Source organism: Streptomyces sp. NBC_00236, from assembly GCF_036195045.1.
Taxonomy (GTDB): Bacteria; Actinomycetota; Actinomycetes; order Streptomycetales; family Streptomycetaceae; genus Streptomyces.
This window is the reverse complement of record NZ_CP108100.1, coordinates 3832203-3850047: the sequence shown is the minus strand read 5'-3', so window position 1 is coordinate 3850047 and position 17845 is coordinate 3832203. Positions and strand designations below refer to the sequence as shown.

The window sequence follows — 17845 nt, the reverse complement described above, 5'->3', positions numbered from 1 at the left end:
TCGGACAGGAGGCCCGCCGTGCGGAGCGGAGGCGATTGGTCCAGACCTTGACAGGTCCAGACCAATCGGGGTTGGGTGTCGGGATGTCCGGACGGCATGCGGAGCCTGTTCGGGCGCCCTGCCGAAGGAGTGAGCAGCGCTTGAACCGCATCAAGAGCCTTCTGACCGCACTGGGTGCCGTCGTCGCGACGGCGGTCTTCCTCCCCGTCCCCGCGCACGCCGCCCCCGCCGATCCCGCCGCGTGTGCGCCCCTCTGGAACTCCTCGACCGCCTATACGGCCGGTGGCGCCGTCGCCCATCACGGCCGCAACTGGACGGCGAAGTGGTGGACGCTGGGCGAGAATCCGGGCGCCACCGCCGTCTGGTCCGACCGCGGGGCCTGTACGGGCGGGGTCTCCGACTTCGTCGTCAGCGAGGCCGAGTTCGACGAGATCTTTCCGGATCGCGCCCCCTTCTACACGTACCAGGGCCTGATCGACGCCCTGCACGCCTACCCGCGCTTCGCGAACACCGGAACCGAGGCGATGCGGGGCCGGGAGGCTGCCGCCTTCCTGACGCACGCCGACTTCGAATCGGTCGGCCTCCAGTACGTGAAGGAGATCAATGAGGCCAACTACTGGATCAAGTGCGACTACAGCCAGCCGTTCGGCTGCCCGGCCGGCCGGTCCGCGTACTACGGGCGCGGACCGATCATGTTCAGCTGGAACTTCAACTACAAGGCGGCGGGCGACGCGCTCGGCCTCGATCTGCTGAACGATCCCTGGCTGGTGGAGCGGGATCCGTCCGTCGCCTGGCAGACCGCGCTCTGGTACTGGAACACCCAGAACGGCCCCGGCACCATGACCTCGCACGACGCCATGGTCGGCGGCGCGGGCTTCGGCGAGACGATCCGGTCGCTCAACGGGGCGCTGGAATGCGACGGCGGCAACCCCGCGTCCGTGCGGGCGCGGGTTGCGACGTACAAGCGGATCACGGGCATCATCGGCACCCGCCCCGGTTCGCATCTCACATGTTGACGTCGCGTCAGGGTGAACGGGACTGAGAGGCCCGCGAGTTCGGTGTCCCGCATGCTGGACGCATCCGAAGGATTTGTCATCGGGCGCGTCGGCGGCCGGCCGGTGATCCGGACCGACTCCTCCCGGAATCAGTGCTGTTGAGGGATCGTTTCGGGAGGGGGCTTGGCCGCGGGGGAGGGGTGAAGGCCGCTTCGGAAGGACTCCTGGTGATGGTCTAGACCTTGACAGGTCCAGACCATCACCGCTTGAGTGTCGGCACCCCCCATGGCGGCGCACCGATGAGCTCGGTGCGCCGCGCCGAAGGAGTGATCACATGATCAAACGCATCATGGGCCTGCTCGCCGCGCTGGTCGCGGTCGTCGCGACGGTCGTCATCCTCCCCGCCACCACCGCCTCGGCGGCCGCGTGCGCGGCTGCCTGGAACTCCTCCTCCGTCTATACGGGCGGCGGAGCCGCCTCGTACAACGGGCACAACTGGACCGCCAAGTGGTGGACCCAGAACGAGAAGCCCGGCAGTTCCGACGTCTGGGCCGACCAGGGCAGCTGTGGAAGCGGCGGCGGCACGGACCCCGGTGACCCGGGCTCGTCCACCGGCTTCGTCGTCAGCGAGGCGCAGTTCAACCAGATGTTCCCGGGCCGCAGTTCCTTCTACACGTACAGCGGCCTGACCGCCGCGCTGAGCGCCTACCCGGGCTTCGCCAACACCGGCAGCGACACGGTGAAGAAGCAGGAGGCCGCCGCCTTCCTCGCCAACGTCAGCCATGAGACGGGCGGCCTGGTGTACGTGGTCGAGCAGAACACGGCCAACTACCCGCACTACTGCGACACCAGCCAGTCCTACGGCTGTCCCGCGGGCCAGGCCGCGTACTACGGGCGCGGTCCGATCCAGCTCAGCTGGAACTTCAACTACAAGGCCGCCGGGGACGCCCTCGGCATCGACCTGCTGGGCAACCCCTACCTGGTCGAGCAGAACGCCTCCGTGGCCTGGAAGACCGGCCTCTGGTACTGGAACACCCAGAACGGCCCCGGCACCATGACGGCCCACAACGCCATGGTGAACGGCGCCGGATTCGGCGAGACGATCCGCTCGATCAACGGCTCCCTGGAGTGCAACGGCGGCAACCCCGCCCAGGTCCAGAGCCGCATCGACAAGTACCGGGCCTTCGTGCAGATCCTCGGCACCACGGCCGGAGCGAACCTCAGCTGCTGACCGGCCGAACTCCCCGGGAACGGGGGGTGTGCCCGGCCCGACGGCCCGGCGCACCCCCCGTTCCGGTCATCCGGGGCCGGCGAGGTCCAGCGCCCGGAACGCGAGCCACAGGTCGTAGCGGGCGCTCGGGGTCCGCAGGAGTGAGCGCTGGAGCACGGTCTCCAGCCGGGTCAGCCGCTTGCGCGCCCCCGGCACGGAGAGGCGCAGCGCCGCGGCGGCCGGGCCGAGTTGGGCCTCGTGCTCCAGCCAGATACGCAGGGTGGTGTGCGGATCGGCGGAGCCGCGGGCAGCCCCCGGGGCGCCGAGCGGCCGCAACTGCTGCACCGCCCAGGCACGGACCGCCGGAAGGCGCAGGATCTCGTCCAGCGAGCGTACGGACTCCGGGGCGGATCCGGTCAGCCGGGGCGCGGGCCTCGGCAGGGCCGGCGTGGCACGGATGCACAGGGCCAGGTCGAGCGCGGACTGGTCGGCGACCTTGTTCAGGTCCATGCCGAGCAGCTCGCCGATCAGCCGCAGCCGTGCGGCCAGTGTGTTGCGGTGGATCTTCAGGTGCTCGGTCGCGTGCGAGGAGAACGCCAGCCAGGAGGCGAGGGTCGCCGCGAGTTCCTGGCTGCCCGGGTCCTGGGCGCGACGCGGCAGATGGGTGAGCAGCGGGGCCAGCAGCGCGTCCGCCCACCGGGCGCCCTCCGCGCCGGTCACCAGGGCGAGTCCGGGAGCCGAGCCGAAGTGGGCGTGGCGCTCCGGCAGTCCGCGGGCGACGGCGAGCGCGTGGAACGCCTGGCGGTACGCGGTCGCCGTGTCGGCCAGTGCCACGTCCTCGCTGATACCGACGACGCAGTCGTCCACCACCGAGGCGACCCGCGGGCCGAGCTGCCCGTCCGCCTGCCCCGGGCGTGCGGGCACGATGAGGATCAGGTGGCGTGCGTACACCGGGCACCGCACGATCCAGGACCGTCCGCCGGAGAGGTCCGTACAGATGCGGGCCACCTCGTCCCGGTCCCGGCCCGAGCACTCGACGACGCAGACCCGGACCGGGTCGGGCAGGCTGGGCTTGAGGGCGCCGGCGACCTGGTGCGCGATCGACAACTGGCCGGTCATCAGCAGATGCAGCACCGCTTCCCGGCCGCGGGACTCCGCCAGGTCGACGCGACGGCGCTTGCGTTCGACGGTCTCGGCCGCCCAGCACAGGGCCAGCGGCAGGGCCGCGTCGGCGAGGAGCAGGGACAGGCCCTCGGGCAGCGGACGCCTGCCGACCACGGCGAGCACCGGTGCGGGAACGTCCGGCGGCGCGTTCAGCGAGTAGAGCAGGGCGGTGTGGGCGTCCTTGTCGAACGAGAGGGAGCGGGCACCGAGCGCGGTCAGTTCCCGTGCGCCCTCCGCCGCGAGGGCGGCCGATCCGACGGCCGAGGAGTCGGGGGCCCGGGCGACGCCGTGCAGAACGGTTCCGTCGCCGCCGAGCAGCCCCGCCCAGCCGTCGGCGCGCCCCGACAGCCAGCGCAGCAGCTCCGGGGAACCGCCCGACCGGGCGAGTCCGTGCATCCGTATGACGTCGTCGGCCCGCCTCCGCGCGTGCACTCTTCCGCTGCTCCCGTCCCGTTTCCCGTACTTCAGCCAGAAACCGGAGTGCAGCGTACCGGTGCGGCTGTGCGAACTGATACCTCTGTCCGGCCACACCGTGCGAACTGATTCTTTCCCTCGTCCACCCCGCGACCTAGAGTCCGAACGCGGTTGCGGGCCTTTCGGGGGAGAGGCACGGGGGACGACGGCATCGGCTCACGGGGGTGGCCGCTGTCGTCGGCCGCAGCCGCCTTTTTCGTCGCGTTGTCAGTGGTGCCCCTTAACGTCGGAGACCGGAGACGGCCGGCGCGCGAGGAGAGGTCACCACCATGGAGTTCCGGATCGAACGCGGCGAACTCACGGACGCTGTGGCCTGGGCGGCCCGGGTGCTGCCGACGAGATCGCCCGTCCCCGTGCTGGGCGGACTGCTGCTGGAAGCGGCGGACGGCAGGCTCCGCATCTCCGGCCTCGACTACGAGGCGTCCGCCCGCATCGACGTTTCGGCCGAGACCGTCCGGCCCGGCAAGGTGCTGGTCATGGGCCGCCGGCTGCTGGACGTGTGCCGGGTGCTGCCCGAGGGGGCGGTGGAGTGCGCGGTCGAGGGGTCCCGGTTCACGGTGACGGGCAGCGGCGCGGGCTTCGGACTGTCGGTCCTGCCGCTCGACGACTACCCGGCCCTGCCGCCGCTGCCCGATGTGCTCGGGGCGGTGGACGGGCAGGAGTTCGCGGCGGCCGTCGCCGACGTGGCGGTGGCCACGGGGAGGGACGACACCCTGCCGACGCTGACCGGGATCCGGCTGGGGCTCGACGGGGACCGGATGACCCTGGCGGCCACGGACCGGTACCGCTTCGCGGTCCGCCGGCTCGCGTGGAAGCCCGCGGCGGCGGACGTCTCGGCCGATGTCGTCGTCCCGTCCCGCAGGCTCGTGGAGATCGCCCGCTCCTTCGGCCGGGCGGGCCTGGTCAGCCTTGCGCTGGACGGCGGTTCGGCCGGCTTCGAGCTGGACGGCATGCGCACGACGGTGCGGCTCCTGGACGGCCGGCTGCCGCGCCACGACAAGCTGTTCGCGATGAAGGACCCGGTCGCGGCCGTCACCGACCGCGAGCCGCTGGTCGAGGCGGTGAAGCGGGTCTCGGTGGTGGCGGACGGGGACAGCCCGTTGCAACTCGCCTTCCGGAACGGCTCGGTGCTCCTCCAGGCCGGGTACGAGGACGATGTCGCGTCCCAGCGGCTGCCCGCGGAGCTGACGGGCACGGACGAGCTGACGGTCGCCTTCAACCCGTCGTACCTGATGGACGCGCTGGCCTCCTTCGACGCCCCGGTCATCCGGTTCAGGCTGATGGGGCCGGGGCAGCGCGCCATGGTCACCGGGCACGCGACGCGGGAGGACGCGGCAGGTCCGGCGGAGGGGGCCCACCAGCACCTGCTGATGTCGGTGAAGCCGCTGATGTAGGGCTCTGCCCTCACAGGCCGAGGACATGGCTGCGGGGCCGGGCTGCCCGCGCCCGGCCCCGCAGCCGTTCCGTGTTCCCGCCGCCGCCGTGCTACTTGGTGAAGTAGAAGTACTTCCAGGCGCCGTGGGTGGTCGAGTTCACGTAGTCGCCGGACGTGTTGTTGACGTACGAGGCCCGGACACGCATCCGGTAGCCCGTCTCGTGCGTCCCGGTCAGCGTCACGGTCGACTTGCCGCTGGTGCCGAGCTTGAAGTACTGCGAGCCCGCGTCGTACCACTTGCCCGCGTAGTAGAGCTCCAGGGAGAGCCGGTACTTGCGGTTCTTGTAGTAGCTCATCGTCGTGGTGAAGGCCGGGTTGGTCTTCTTGTGGAAGTAGGCGTACGAAGTGGAGCCGATCCTGGCCGTCTTGTACTGCTTGGCGACGGAGGTCGAGACCCTCACCTTCGCGTACGCCGTGGAGGCGACCGTCCTGGCCGCGTAGCGGCCGTCACCTCTGAAGACGGCGGTGACGGTGGTGTCCCGGGTCATGTCGACCGTGGTGGACAGGTTGCCCTTGGAGTTGACCTTGCCGGTCCGCGCCAGCCTCTTGGGCTTGTCCGCGCCGTACGGGTCCACCCACAGTTCGACGGTGCGGTTCTTGTACGTCGTGCCGAGGTGGGCGGTGAACGACACATCGGTGCCGTAGGCGTACAGCGCCTTGTTGCGGTTCAGGGACAGCGAGGTGGCCGCACGGGAGACGGCGACCTTGTCGCTGCCCGATCCCGCGGCGTGGGTGGCGTCACCCGCGTACGAGACCTTGTAGGTGACCGTGCCGCCCGCGGTCGGGGTGTCGGTGAAGGCGAACGCGCCGTTGGACTTCAGCGCCACCGAGGGCAGTGCCTTGCCCTTGGGCGACTCGATGTCGGTACGCGTCACCGTCGCCCTGGCGCCCGCCGCGAAGGCGCTGTTCGACGCCGCTGTGCCGGTGACCGTGAGCTTCTTGCCGCGCGTCGCCTTCGCCGGGGCGCTGACCTTGACCGTGGTCACGGATCTGACGGGGTCGGTGAGCACCCGCAGCGAACGGACACCGAGACTGTTCACGGTGACGGCGAACAGCCGGCCGGAGTCCGGTGCCCAGGCCAGACCGGCCGGGTCCAGGGTGTCCGAACCGCTGTTGTTACCGGTGTTGGGGAATTCGTAGGTCCGCACCGGCTTGGCGGTGGACCCCGGCTTGTACACGTACACGTCCGGCGAGTACCAGCCGTCGATGCCGGCGGCGACCATGCCGTTCGGGGCGATGTCGACGGCGTTGGGGTACGAGTCGGACGGGTACGCGATCCCGGGCGTGAGATCCGACGTGCGGTAGCCCTGGTGGGTGTACGGGTAGCCGCTGGCCACCACGACCTGGGTACCGTCCGGGCTGAGCGCGAGATCGCGCATGTTGCCCCCGTCGGTGCGGGTGTACGCGGTCCGCGTGGCCGTGCCCGAGGCCACGTCGTACGTGGCCAGCTCCGTCGGGCTCTGGCCCTCGATACCGGCGGCCAGTACGCCGGGTGCGCCGGGGGCGGATGCCAGGGTCGGTGCCGCGTACCAGGTGTTGTTCGTGTCCTGGCCCAGGCTCACGACCGGCTCGGCGCCGGACAGGTCGAGCGAACCGATCTGGCCCGCGCCGGCCGAGCCGTACCCGAACCAGAGCTTGCCGCCCGCGAGCGCCGGGTACTTCGGGTCCGTGTCGCTTCCGGTGGCGTAGCGGGCGGACTCCTTGAGCGCCGCCGTGTCGATGGCGACGATGGCGTCGGCGCCCGGTACGGCGGCGTAGAGCGTGCCGGAGTCGGCGGACAGGTCGAGGCCCGTCACTCCGGGGAGCGACGGGATCGTCGCCACGACCGAACCGTTGTAGTCGGCGACGAGGACCTTGCCGCCCGTCGGGTCGCTGATGAACACGCGTTTGTGCACGCCGTCGGCGACGATGTCGCCCAGGGACGCGGCAGGGAGGAACTTGCTGGAGTCGGCGGCGGCGGGGTTCGCCGCACCACCGACCAGTACGACCGAGCTGAAGAGGACCGCGAGCGAGGTCGCGGTGGAGATTCTTCGTGTACGAATGATGACGTCTACCCCCACGGTGAATGTGGGCCGCATGGCACCCGGAGATGAGAGCGGGGTGCGGCCCAGGTACGCAGGTTATGGCATGGCCTTCACATCGCGTGCACATATACGGGCCGGTGGAGGCGGTTGTGCGAAGCCGAACTGCCGCTCGTGGGCGGCGGGATCAGGATCGGTTCAGCCGGACTTCGTGTACGTGAGCTTCTCGCCGGAGTCCGTGTTCACCCGGCTCAGCGTGCCGTCCGGGAGCAGGGTGAGCGTGGTGGAGCTGCCCGGTGTGCAGGACGTCATCGGCTCCCCCTCCGTCACCGCGGACGGCCCGATGCTGACCGGTTCGCCTTCGGACGGATCCGTCGCGAGATCCGCCTGGAAGACGCAGCGGTAGGAGCCGCCGGTGTCCAGCGGCCCCTCCGCGGTGAGAGTGAGGACGGGGTCGCCCACCCGGCCCTGCTGGATGACGAGTTCGCGGGTGGAGTGGCCGGCGGCGTTGTCGATGCTGCCGGACCAGGTGCCCACGTACTCCTCCGGGATGACTCCCTCGTCGTCCCCGTTCTGCCCGTCGTCGCTGGGCGACGGATCCTGCGGGCCGTCCGGGGAAGGGGAGTGGGAGGAGTCGTCCGACGGGGAGGGATCGGCCGAGTCGGTGGGGGAGGCCGTGGTGCCCGCGCCGCGGTCGTTCATGAGCGCGTAGACGGACCCGCCCGCCCCGATGGCGACGAGCACCGCGACGGCGACGAGGGCGATGGTCGACCCGGCACTGCGGCGCGCGGGCGGCGGCTGGGCACCGGCCGGCTGGACCGGGCCGTACGGGGGCGTGGGCCCGAAGCCCGGCTGCTGCGGATAGCCGTACGCGTAGCCCTGGGTGGGGTTCGGCTGCTGCGGATAGCCGTATCCCTGGCCCGGGTGCGGCTGTGCGGGCAGTTGCGGATAGGCGTACGCGGGGGAGGCCGGCCCGGGTGGTGGGGCTCCGGCCGGAGAGGGAGCGGGCGTGGGGGGCTCGACCATGGTGGGCAGTCCGTGCGCATGGGCTGCGACGGGCGGTGCGGGGGGCACGGGAGGTGCCGGTTCCGGTACCTGACCCGGCGTTTGCGCCGGCGACGTAATCGGTGGGGCCTGCGGGGGTGCCGGGACGGTGGCCGTGTCGGTGGCGGCCTCCGTTCCGGGGACGGCGTCGGAGGGGACGGCGCCGGCCGGTTCCCCGTCCGTCGGGATCGTGTCCCTTGGTTCCCCGTCCTTCGGGACCGTGTCCTTGGGGACCGTGCCCGTCGGGTCCTCCGAGTCCAGCAGGCCCACGGCATGGCGCCCGAGTTGGGCGATGAGGGCGCCCGGCAGCCAGGGCTCGGCGGTGTCTCCCTCGTCCAGCCGCTCCAGGATCTCGTCCGGCGACGGACGGGTCGCCGGGTCCTTGCGCAGACAGTCCTGGATCAGTTCCACGAGGTCGACCGGCACGCCGGTCAGGTCCGGGTCCTCCTGCGCGATCCGGAACAGCAGCGCGTGCACCCCGCTGGCCGCCGCTCCGAACGGAAGGCGCCCGGTCGAGGCGTACGCGAGCACCGCCCCCAGGCAGAACACGTCGCACGCCGGGGTCACGCGCTCGCCGCGCACCTGCTCGGGCGACATGAAGCCGGGGGAGCCGACCAGGGCACCGGTGCGGGTGAGGCCGCCGTCCGTGACGGTGTCGAGCGCCCGGGCTATGCCGAAGTCGATGACCCGCGGGCCGTCGATCGTCAGCAGAATGTTGGACGGCTTGAGGTCGCGGTGGATGAGATCGGCGCCGTGGATGGCCCGGAGGGCGTGGGCGAGACCGGTGCCCAGGATGTGGACGGAGCGGTCGGGCAGCGGGCCGTACGCCCCCGGGGCCGGGCCGGCCGCGGTGTTCGCACGCCCGGTGACGGTGGCCTGGAGGGAGGGGCCGGCGACGTAACCGGTGGCGACCCAGGGAACGGCGGCCTCGGTGTCGGCGTCCAGCACGGGAGCGGTCCAGGTGGAGCCGACCCGGCGGGCGGCCCGCACCTCCTGCCGGAACCGGTCGCGGAACTCCTGCTGTGCGGCGAGCTCCTCGCGGACCAGTTTGAGCGCGACCACGCGTCCGCGGTCGGATCGGGCCAGATACACCTGGCCCATGCCGCCCGCGCCGAGCCGGCCCAGCAGGCGGTAGGCGCCGATGCGTTGCGGATCGGCGGACCCGAGCTTCTCCATGGTGTGCAGTCCTCCCCCGTACGGCGACACACCGGACGGGGACGAGAATAGCGGCGCGGGTCGCCCCGGCGGGGGCCGGTGGGCGGGGCTCGTCCGCGGGGGCTCCGGTCAGGGGTGGACGCGGACCGCGCCCTCAACCGCCGCACGGGCCGGGGGAGTCGGACGGGATCAGGGGGCGGGCGGCGCGTCCGAGGAGTCGGGAGGGTTCAGCGAGCCCGGAAGGCCCGGGGGCCCGAGGGTCTCCAGCGCCCGGGTCAGGCGCTCCAGTACCCGGACCGTCTCCGTGAACCCCTCGTCCCCCAACTCCCGTGCCAGGCGCGCCGCGAACTCCGCATGCCCCGGGTTGATCCGGGACATCGCGGCCCGGCCCTCCTCCGTGGGGCGGAGCAGCTTCGCGCGACGGTGGGCCGGGTTGGGGAGGTACTCCGCGAGGCCCTTGCCCACCAGCAGATCGGCGATGCGCTGCACGGCCTGCCGGGTGATGCCCATCGAGCGAGCGATCCCGGAGACCGGCAGCGGCTCGGTGATCACCGCGCCGAGCACCTGCCACCACGCGGCGGTCAGCCCGGCCGGAGCGGCCAGCTTCTCCGCCACGGAGAGGAACCTGCCGTTGAGGTGGAAGATCCCGAGGGCGGTCCGGCTCAGCCGGTCCTGGTCCGCGTGGCTCATCCCTGCAGCACCTCGTACGCGCTCGGGTCCGAATCGTGGAAGAGCCGGTACCAGGCGTCGAGCTTCTTCTCGTCGTACACCCCGAGACGGGCGAAGACCTCGCGGGCGAACGCGACCGGTTCGGTGGGTCCGGCGGTGATCAGGTCGCCGTCGGTGACGGCGTCGGCCTCGGTGTAGTGCGCGCCGCCCGCGTACCCGGTGGCCGCCAGGTAGAACGGGACCGCGCTCGTGTGCGTCCGTTCGTCGAGCAGCCCCTCGCGAGCCAGTCCCGCAGTCGCCCCGCAGATCGCGGCGACCGGCACCCCCGCGTCCAGGAAGGTGCGCGCGGTGCGGGCGAAGGGGGCGAGCGCGTCGCCGGAGTCCCACAGGGCGGCGCCCGGCAGGATCAGCAGCGCACTGTCCTCGGGGCGCAGCCCGGTGAGCGGCAGATCGGGCTGGACGGTCAGTCCGCCCATGCTGGTGACGGGGCCGGTGGTGGGGCCGACCGTCCGGACGGTGAAGCCGTTCTGGGCGAGGTGGGCGGTCGTGTGCCCGGTCTCCCAGTCTGCGTAGGTGTCGTACACGGCAAGGTGTGCGGTCCGGCGGGTCATGACGGCCTCCTCGACGGGAAGAACGCTGATGACAACATGTTGTCGCATCGACAGCATGTTGTCAATTGCATCGATCCTCGCGGCAACCCGACACCCTGCCGAACCAGGCGGCCCACGGCATACAAGGTGGCCATACCGCCCGCCGCCCGGCGCCGCCTACGCTCGGCGCATGACCCCTCATCTCCCTGTCGACTCCGCTGCCGGCGCGGCCGTCAAGGCCGCCGACCGCGCGCACGTGTTCCACTCCTGGTCCGCCCAGGGCCTGATCGACCCGCTCGCCGTCGCCGGCGCCGAGGGGTCGTACTTCTGGGACTACGACGGCAACCGCTACCTGGACTTCACCAGCGGCCTCGTCTTCACCAACATCGGCTACCAGCACCCCACCGTCGTCGCCGCGATCCAGGAGCAGGCGGGGAAGATGACGACCTTCGCGCCCGCCTTCGCGATCGAGTCACGCTCCGAGGCCGCCCGCCTCATCGCCGAGCGCACCCCCGGCGACCTGGACAAGATCTTCTTCACCAACGGCGGTGCCGAGGCCGTCGAGAACGCCGTCCGGATGGCCCGGCTGCACACCGGCCGTACGAAGGTTCTCTCCGCCTACCGCTCGTACCACGGCGCCACCTCCACCGCGATCAACCTGACCGGCGACCCGCGCCGCTGGGCGTCCGACAACGGCTCGGCGGGTGTCGTCCGGTTCTGGGCCCCGTTCCTCTACCGTTCGCCGTTCTACGCGCAGACCGAGGCGGAGGAGTGTGCCCGCGCGCTCCAGCACCTGGAGGACACCCTCGCCTACGAGGGCCCGTCGACCATCGCCGCGATCATCCTGGAGACCATCCCGGGCACGGCCGGCATCATGACCCCGCCGCCCGGCTACCTCGCCGGTGTCCGCGAGATCTGCGACCGGTACGGCATCGTCTTCGTCCTCGACGAGGTCATGGCGGGCTTCGGGCGCACCGGCAAGTGGTTCGCCGCCGACCACTTCGACGTCACGCCCGACCTGATGACCTTCGCCAAGGGCGTCAACTCCGGGTACGTGCCGCTCGGCGGTGTCGCCATCTCCGCCGAGATCGCCGCCACCTTCGAGACCCGCCCCTACCCGGGCGGCCTCACCTACTCCGGCCACCCGCTGGCCTGCGCCGCCGCCGTCGCCACCATCCAGGTGATGGAGGACGAGAAGGTCGTCGAGAACGCCGCCCACATCGGCGAGAACGTCCTCGGCCCCGGCCTGCGCGAACTCGCCGAAAACCACCCGTCGGTCGGTGAGGTCCGCGGCCTCGGCGCGTTCTGGGCGCTGGAGTTGGTCCGTAACAAGGAGACCCGCGAGCCGCTGGTCCCGTACAACGCGACGGGCGAGGCCAACGCGCCGATGGCGGCCTTCGGCGCCGCGGCGAAGAAGCACGGCCTGTGGCCCTTCATCAACATGAACCGCACACACGCCGTTCCTGCCTGCAACGTCACCGAGGCCGAGGCCAAGGAGGGCCTGGCCGCCCTCGACGCCGCACTGTCCGTGGCCGACGAGCACACCGCGTAACGCTGCCGCGCCCCTTCCCGCCGCCCTCGTCTAAGGTGACCCGAGGCCGAAACGGGGAGGGGCGCCATGCGCGCGAGCGGAGCTGTCACACGCAGTACGCTGCGGCAGCAGATCGCGGACGCGCTGCGTGACGAGGTGCTCGCCGGGCGTTTGCAGCCGGGACGGGAGTTCACCGTCAAGCAGATCGCCGAGCAGTACGGGGTCTCCGCGACGCCCGTCCGCGAGGCGCTCTTCGACCTCTCCGCGCAGGGCCTGCTCGAATCCGACCAGCACCGCGGCTTCCGCGTCCACGAGTTCACCGTCGCGGACTACCGCGCGATGGTGGAGGCCCGCACCCTGGTCATGGACGGGGTCATCCGGGACGTCTTCGCGGGGCCGCTCCCCGGCTCCGCACGCCAGGCCGTCCACCGGGACGCGCTCGTCTCCGTACGCCGCCGGGCCGAGGAGGCCTCCCGCGCGGCGCGGGGCGGCGACCTGGACATCCTGATCGGCTACGACCTGCGCTTCTGGCGCGAACTGGGCGCCCTCGTGGGCAACACCTACATCACCGACTTCCTCCATCGGCTGCGCGTCCACGCGTGGGTGTTCGCCGTGCCGTACCTGCGGGGCGACGCCGACGCGCGGAACTGGCTGTGGAACGGGCACCCCGAACTCGTCGCCGCGATCTCGCACCGCGACCGTGACGCCCTGCGCAGGGCCGTCGAGGACTACAACAACCACTCCCTGAACTGGGCGGACTGGCTGGCGGCCCGGGATCCGGCCCGTCCGGGGGGCGCGCCCCGGCCGGACGGGCGGGACGGGCCCGCGGACGGGTCCCGCCCCACGCACTGAACGGTTCGGACGGGCGGGGCGAGCAGGGCACGCCCCCTCGGGCACGCCGGGCGGAACAGGCGCGAGCCGGTCCCGATGGGCCACTGTCCGCGACGCCCCGACCGCATTACGCTGTCCCGACCATCGCACCACCGCACGCATCCCCGCATGAGAGCGAGACTTCGTGGCCTGTGACCTGTGGCTGGTCCCCCTCGTCGATGTGCTGTGCCACAGCCCCGACAACCCCTTCGCCGAAGAGATAGCCGTCTACGACAAAGCGCTCGGTGAGGCAGGGCTGCCGCCCGTGCCCGTCTACGCGTACATGCCCGGCCTGACCGGTGACGTGGCCCCGATCGCGGGCTTCGACTACGACGCGCTGCACTTCCTGCGCCGTGCCTATCTCCTCCAGCTCAGCGGCCTCGCCGTCACCCCCGTCGACGAACTGGGCGGGGACTACGAGCAGTTGCTGGAGATGTTCGAGCCGACCGCCCATCAGTCGCACCTGGTGTGGCACTACGACCACGCGGGCGCGTACGTCCCCGTGGACTTCGCCGTGCCGCTGTCCACCGACGCCCTGCTGGAGGGTGGCGGTCCGCTCGGCTCGGCATACGGACTGCTGCGCGAGCTGCAGTTCGTCGCCCCGTCCATCGGCATCGACCCGGCCAACCCGCCGCCGGCCCCGCTGCCGCCCGCCGGGCCCACCTCGCTGGAGGAACCGGCGATGCCGGTCCCGTACGACAACAACCCGTTCGCCCGGGAACGCCACGTCTGGCTCGGCCTGCACGCGGCGGCCACCCGCAGTCTCGCCCAGGGCTCGATGATCATCTTCAGCTGACCGGCTGACCGGCTGACCGGCTGACCGGCTGACCGGCTGGCCAGCTGACCGGCTGTCGGGCGCGGACCCTGCCATTCCCCGCGGTGCTCACCGGTGACCGGTCACCGCGGGGACTCCGGCGGCCGCTGCCGCGGCATGTTCGGCCGGCCCATCGACTGCAACGGGAACCGTCCCGGCTGGACCCCCGGCTCCGCGCGCCCGCCGCCCGAGCCGCCCGAGACCAGCGCCTGCATGCCCATCGGGGCGGGACCGGCCCGGAACTCCACCATCCAGTCCGCGGTCTCCGACCGCACGAGTTCCGTGATGTCCTCCGAGAAGCGCCGCAGCACCCCCAGGCACCGTTCGGCCGCCTCGCTCGCCGTCCCCTCGGCCGGGCCGAGCACCTCGCGCACGCACTCCGACGCCCAGTCGAACTGGAGCACCTGGAGCCTGCGCTGTACGGCCTGGGCCGTGGCGAGATTCCTTATCCAGCCCGAGGTCAGGCCGAAGTACCGGTCGCACGCCATGCACGCCGCGCCCAGCAGCAGCGACAGATACCCCCAGCCCGCAGCGCCGTGCAGCGCGCCCGTCAGGTCCAGCAGCGGCAGCGCGGCTCCCGCGACCACCCCGGCCGCCGTCCCCAGCCGCAGCGCCCGTGCGCCGCGCCGCTTCCACACCCGGTCGCCCAGATACCAGTCGGCGGTGCGCAGCGCGTCGGCCTCGACCCACCGGTACAGCTCGTCGAGCCGCTGGGCGGGTTCGCCCCAGTCGCCGAGGGGGAACGGCGTCCCGGTCAGATCCCTGCCCTGCGTCTCACGGTTCCGAGCGCCGGAGCCCGCACCGGAAGGAGTGGCCGGACCGGGCACACCGGATTCGTTGCGGGGCGGCCCCTCGGGCTGCATCTCCGGCTGACTCACCGGGGTACTCCTCTGCATGCTGCATAGCGACGCGTGTTCTCGACCGCGTACTCGACGATGGGCGGATCTCTGCTCTCTGTGCACTCGCTGCTCACTGGCCCTCGGTGCGACCCGCAGTCCCCCGTGCGTAACCTTGCGTGACGGGAGAGACGCGTGCGCGTACCGGGACGCACCCCTTCCTACCGCCGAATGGTGGGCCGTGGGGTCGAAATCGCGGTATTCCCGGGTGCACAGGGCCTCTGGTCAGGTATAGGAGCCCCGCCATGGGTCGCGAGGACTCACTCGAAAGAGTTGCTCGCCAGCGGGTGGGGCGCGCCGCCCGGGGAGCACGTAGGCTCGGCTTACCGAAACATTTGTCGTCGAAATGCCTGGAGTGACCGTGATTCCCGGTGGTGGTCAGCCCAACATGCAGCAGCTGCTTCAGCAGGCCCAGAAGATGCAGCAGGACCTCGCCCAGGCCCAGGAGGAGCTGGCCAGGACCGAGGTCGACGGCCAGGCGGGCGGTGGCCTGGTGAAGGCGACGGTCAACGGCTCCGGCGAGCTGCGCGGCCTGGTGATCGACCCGAAGGCGGTGGATCCGGAGGACACCGAGACACTCGCGGACCTCGTCGTGGCGGCGGTCCAGGCGGCGAACGAGAACGCCCAGCAGCTCCAGCAGCAGAAGCTGGGCCCGCTCACCCAGGGCCTGGGCGGCATGCCCGGCCTCCCCTTCTGACCCCGGATACACCGCACACGACCGCGGACATGTCCAAGACGGTACGCACCCCCTACGGTACGTACCACGACGCAGCAGCCGACCCGGCCCGAAAGGCGATCCGTTGTACGAAGGCGTGGTTCAGGACCTCATCGACGAGTTGGGCAGGCTGCCCGGCGTCGGTCCCAAGAGCGCGCAGCGGATCGCCTTCCACATCCTGCAGGCCGAGCCCACGGACGTGCGCCGTCTCGCCCATGCCCTCCTGGAGGTCAAGGACAAGGTCCGCTTCTGCGCCGTCTGCGGCAACGTGGCCCAGCAGGAGGAGTGCGGCATCTGCCGCGACCCGCGCCGCGACCGGACGGTCATCTGCGTGGTCGAGGAGCCGAAGGACGTCGTGGCGATCGAGCGGACCCGTGAGTTCCGGGGCCGCTACCACGTGCTGGGCGGGGCGATCAGCCCCATCGAGGGCGTCGGCCCGGACGATCTGCGCATCCGCGAACTGCTGGCCCGCCTCGCCGACGGCTCCATCACCGAGCTGATCCTGGCGACCGATCCCAATCTGGAGGGCGAGGCCACCGCGACGTACCTGGCGCGGATGGTCAAACCGATGGGCCTGCGCGTCACCCGGCTGGCCAGCGGCCTGCCGGTGGGCGGCGACCTGGAGTACGCGGACGAGGTCACCCTCGGCCGCGCCTTCGAGGGGAGGCGCCTGCTCGATGTCTGATCGCCTTCCGGCCGTTCTTCCGCAGTCTCACGACGGCTTTACGTTCAGCGCCGTTATCTTCTTCCCACCGTCTGCGACCGTGCTCATGGGAGGTCTCCTCGATGTCTGACGCCACGCTGAACACTGTCACTCAGGACCCGGACGACTTCGCCGTCCAGATCGCCGACCAGATCAAGACGTTCATCGTCGCGGTCACCGAGGTGTCCCACGTCGAGGAGCCGGAGGAAGCCGTTCCGGTGCTGCTCCTCCAGGTCTCCCAGCTTCTCCTGGCGGGCGGCCGGCTGGGCGCGTACGAGGACATCCTTCCCGACGAGCGCTACGAGCCGGACCTGGGCGCCGAGCCGGACGCGGACGGGCTGCGCGAGCGGTTCGCGACCCTGCTGGAGCCGATCGACGTCTACTCCGAGGTCTTCGACCCGTACGAGCCCCGCAAGGCCCCGGTCCCGGCGCGCATCTCGGACGACCTGGCCGACCTGGTCACGGACCTGCGCCACGGCCTGGCCCACTACGAGGAGGACCGCACCACCGAGGCCCTGTGGTGGTGGCAGTTCTCGTACTTCTCCAACTGGGGCTCCACCGCCTCCGCCGCCCTGCGCGCGCTCCAGTCGCTGATCGCGCACATCCGGCTGAACCAGCCCCTCCAGGAGCTCGACGGCCTGGACACCGACCAGGACGCCGGCGACGACGACCTGGCCGAGGAGGCGGGCCGCGTCATGGTCGAGGAGATTGCGGGCCCGCTGGGGCTGCGCCCGGTCAAGTAGGGGACGGGGCGTCCGCCAGGGCTTCGAGCAGTCGGCCGGCGTCGACGATGGGGGTCGTCGGCGTGGGCCGGGACTGCCACATCAGGGGCCAGGTGTGCCCCTTCAGTGCCGGTACGCCGACGAAGAAGTGGACGGTGGACGGCACGGCGTACGACCACGAGGACCGCCCGGACGGTCTCGACGCGGACCTCACGCTGACGGGACCTGCCGGAGCGGGCGCCTCCGCCCAGGAGTGGGGTGTCACCCGGGAGGGCTACGCCGCCGGTGGCACCACGACGATCGCCGAGACCGTGGAGGTGCCCGCGTCCTGCACGCTCGACGAAAGCCGCCTGGCGGTGGCGACGGCGGCCACGGCGGCGGCCACGGTGACGGCGGCCACGGCGGCGGAGGCGGGAATCTGGCCGAGACCGGTGGCGTCACCGGGTGGTGGCCGGGAATCGTCGCGGTGGTGCTGGTGGCCGCCGGGGCGGTACTCACGACCCGGCGGCGCGGACGGCTGACGGTGCGTGGCGGAGCGGCTCGCCACTGACCGGCAGACGCTGCCCGACCGGACGGGTCGTGGGGCACGGCCGACCCGGCCGTGCCCCACAGTCCTGCCCGGCAGCGGCGCCCGCGAGCCGCCTCGGCCGGGCCCGGCTCCCCGAATCGGGGCCGTAGCCCTGGACGGACCGGCAGCGGCCTACGCACCGCCTCGGTGTGGGCTGGGCCACATGGGGGAGTGGGCGCGCGATCACAGGGCAGCAGCCTCGTACGAGCAGTTCGGAGCGACACGCCGATGATCACGTGGTGAGCGGGACATCTCAGCATGTGGTATTA

17 protein-coding genes are annotated in these 17845 nt (G+C 71.7%); 10 read left to right on the top strand and 7 right to left on the bottom strand.

All coding sequences use genetic code 11. The features are described 5' to 3' along the window. Window positions 1–83: 83 nt before the first annotated feature. Both OG446_RS17230 and OG446_RS17225 read left to right on the top strand, forming a co-directional pair. Entirely contained in the window at window positions 84–1016 is a 933-nt protein-coding gene (locus tag OG446_RS17230; RefSeq protein WP_443050151.1) for a glycoside hydrolase family 19 protein, read from the top strand. 313 nt (window positions 1017–1329) lie between these two features. Further along, window positions 1330–2226, top strand: a complete 897-nt coding sequence (locus tag OG446_RS17225; protein ID WP_328894879.1) for a glycoside hydrolase family 19 protein — start codon at window positions 1330–1332, stop codon at window positions 2224–2226. A gap of 66 nt (window positions 2227–2292) precedes the next feature. Here the strand turns inward: OG446_RS17225 and OG446_RS17220 are convergent, their stop codons facing one another. After that, the gene (locus OG446_RS17220) at window positions 2293–3765 is read right to left on the bottom strand and encodes a helix-turn-helix domain-containing protein (RefSeq protein ID WP_328898326.1); all 1473 of its coding nucleotides are present in this window, start codon (window positions 3763–3765) and stop codon (window positions 2293–2295) included. Between the two features lie 347 nt (window positions 3766–4112). Here OG446_RS17220 and dnaN point away from each other — a divergent pair, with 347 nt between their 5' ends. Next, on the top strand, window positions 4113–5237 hold the full coding sequence (dnaN, locus tag OG446_RS17215) for a DNA polymerase III subunit beta (RefSeq protein ID WP_328894878.1): 1125 nt from the start codon (window positions 4113–4115) through the stop codon (window positions 5235–5237). A gap of 91 nt (window positions 5238–5328) precedes the next feature. Here the strand turns inward: dnaN and OG446_RS17210 are convergent, their stop codons facing one another. The 4 genes from OG446_RS17210 to OG446_RS17195 form a co-directional block, all read right to left on the bottom strand. Then, window positions 5329–7356, bottom strand: coding sequence for a YncE family protein (locus OG446_RS17210; protein WP_443050150.1), 2028 nt, complete (start codon window positions 7354–7356; stop codon window positions 5329–5331). A 141-nt stretch (window positions 7357–7497) separates the two neighbouring features. Continuing rightward, the gene (locus OG446_RS17205) at window positions 7498–9519 is read right to left on the bottom strand and encodes a serine/threonine-protein kinase (protein WP_328894877.1); all 2022 of its coding nucleotides are present in this window, start codon (window positions 9517–9519) and stop codon (window positions 7498–7500) included. A 168-nt stretch (window positions 9520–9687) separates the two neighbouring features. Next, window positions 9688–10188: a MarR family winged helix-turn-helix transcriptional regulator gene (locus tag OG446_RS17200; protein WP_328894876.1), complete on the bottom strand. Its 501-nt coding sequence runs from the start codon at window positions 10186–10188 to the stop codon at window positions 9688–9690. Beyond that, window positions 10185–10778: a type 1 glutamine amidotransferase family protein gene (locus OG446_RS17195; protein WP_328898324.1), complete on the bottom strand. Its 594-nt coding sequence runs from the start codon at window positions 10776–10778 to the stop codon at window positions 10185–10187. Before OG446_RS17195 ends, OG446_RS17200 begins: the two co-directional genes overlap by 4 nt. A 169-nt stretch (window positions 10779–10947) precedes the next feature. Here OG446_RS17195 and OG446_RS17190 point away from each other — a divergent pair, with 169 nt between their 5' ends. The 3 genes from OG446_RS17190 (at window position 10948) to OG446_RS17180 (ending at window position 13954) form a co-directional block, all read left to right on the top strand. Continuing rightward, a complete protein-coding gene (locus OG446_RS17190; RefSeq protein ID WP_328894875.1) occupies window positions 10948–12309 on the top strand; it encodes an aspartate aminotransferase family protein in 1362 nt (453 codons plus the stop codon). A gap of 66 nt (window positions 12310–12375) precedes the next feature. After that, a complete protein-coding gene (locus tag OG446_RS17185; RefSeq protein ID WP_328894874.1) occupies window positions 12376–13140 on the top strand; it encodes a GntR family transcriptional regulator in 765 nt (254 codons plus the stop codon). Window positions 13141–13303: 163 nt separating this feature from the next. Then, a complete protein-coding gene (locus OG446_RS17180; RefSeq protein WP_328894873.1) occupies window positions 13304–13954 on the top strand; it encodes a hypothetical protein in 651 nt (216 codons plus the stop codon). A gap of 101 nt (window positions 13955–14055) precedes the next feature. On the opposite strand, the gene OG446_RS17175 is transcribed toward OG446_RS17180, so the two are convergent. After that, complete coding sequence (locus OG446_RS17175) at window positions 14056–14835, bottom strand: SLATT domain-containing protein (protein WP_443050274.1); 780 nt, start codon at window positions 14833–14835, stop codon at window positions 14056–14058. 394 nt (window positions 14836–15229) lie between these two features. On the opposite strand from OG446_RS17175, the gene OG446_RS17170 reads away from it, so the two are divergent. The 3 genes from OG446_RS17170 (at window position 15230) to OG446_RS17160 (ending at window position 17029) form a co-directional block, all read left to right on the top strand. Continuing rightward, window positions 15230–15565: a YbaB/EbfC family nucleoid-associated protein gene (locus tag OG446_RS17170; protein ID WP_148022075.1), complete on the top strand. Its 336-nt coding sequence runs from the start codon at window positions 15230–15232 to the stop codon at window positions 15563–15565. Between the two features lie 103 nt (window positions 15566–15668). After that, window positions 15669–16268: a recombination mediator RecR gene (gene recR / locus OG446_RS17165; protein ID WP_266780167.1), complete on the top strand. Its 600-nt coding sequence runs from the start codon at window positions 15669–15671 to the stop codon at window positions 16266–16268. A 101-nt stretch (window positions 16269–16369) separates the two neighbouring features. Further along, window positions 16370–17029, top strand: coding sequence for a DUF5063 domain-containing protein (locus OG446_RS17160; RefSeq protein ID WP_328894871.1), 660 nt, complete (start codon window positions 16370–16372; stop codon window positions 17027–17029). On the opposite strand, the gene OG446_RS17155 is transcribed toward OG446_RS17160, so the two are convergent. Beyond that, complete coding sequence (locus tag OG446_RS17155) at window positions 17022–17174, bottom strand: hypothetical protein (protein WP_328894870.1); 153 nt, start codon at window positions 17172–17174, stop codon at window positions 17022–17024. The genes OG446_RS17160 and OG446_RS17155 overlap by 8 nt on opposite strands. On the opposite strand from OG446_RS17155, the gene OG446_RS17150 reads away from it, so the two are divergent. Beyond that, complete coding sequence (locus tag OG446_RS17150) at window positions 17164–17529, top strand: hypothetical protein (RefSeq protein ID WP_328894869.1); 366 nt, start codon at window positions 17164–17166, stop codon at window positions 17527–17529. The two genes, OG446_RS17155 and OG446_RS17150, sit on opposite strands and share 11 nt — an antisense overlap. Window positions 17530–17845 lie beyond the last annotated feature (316 nt).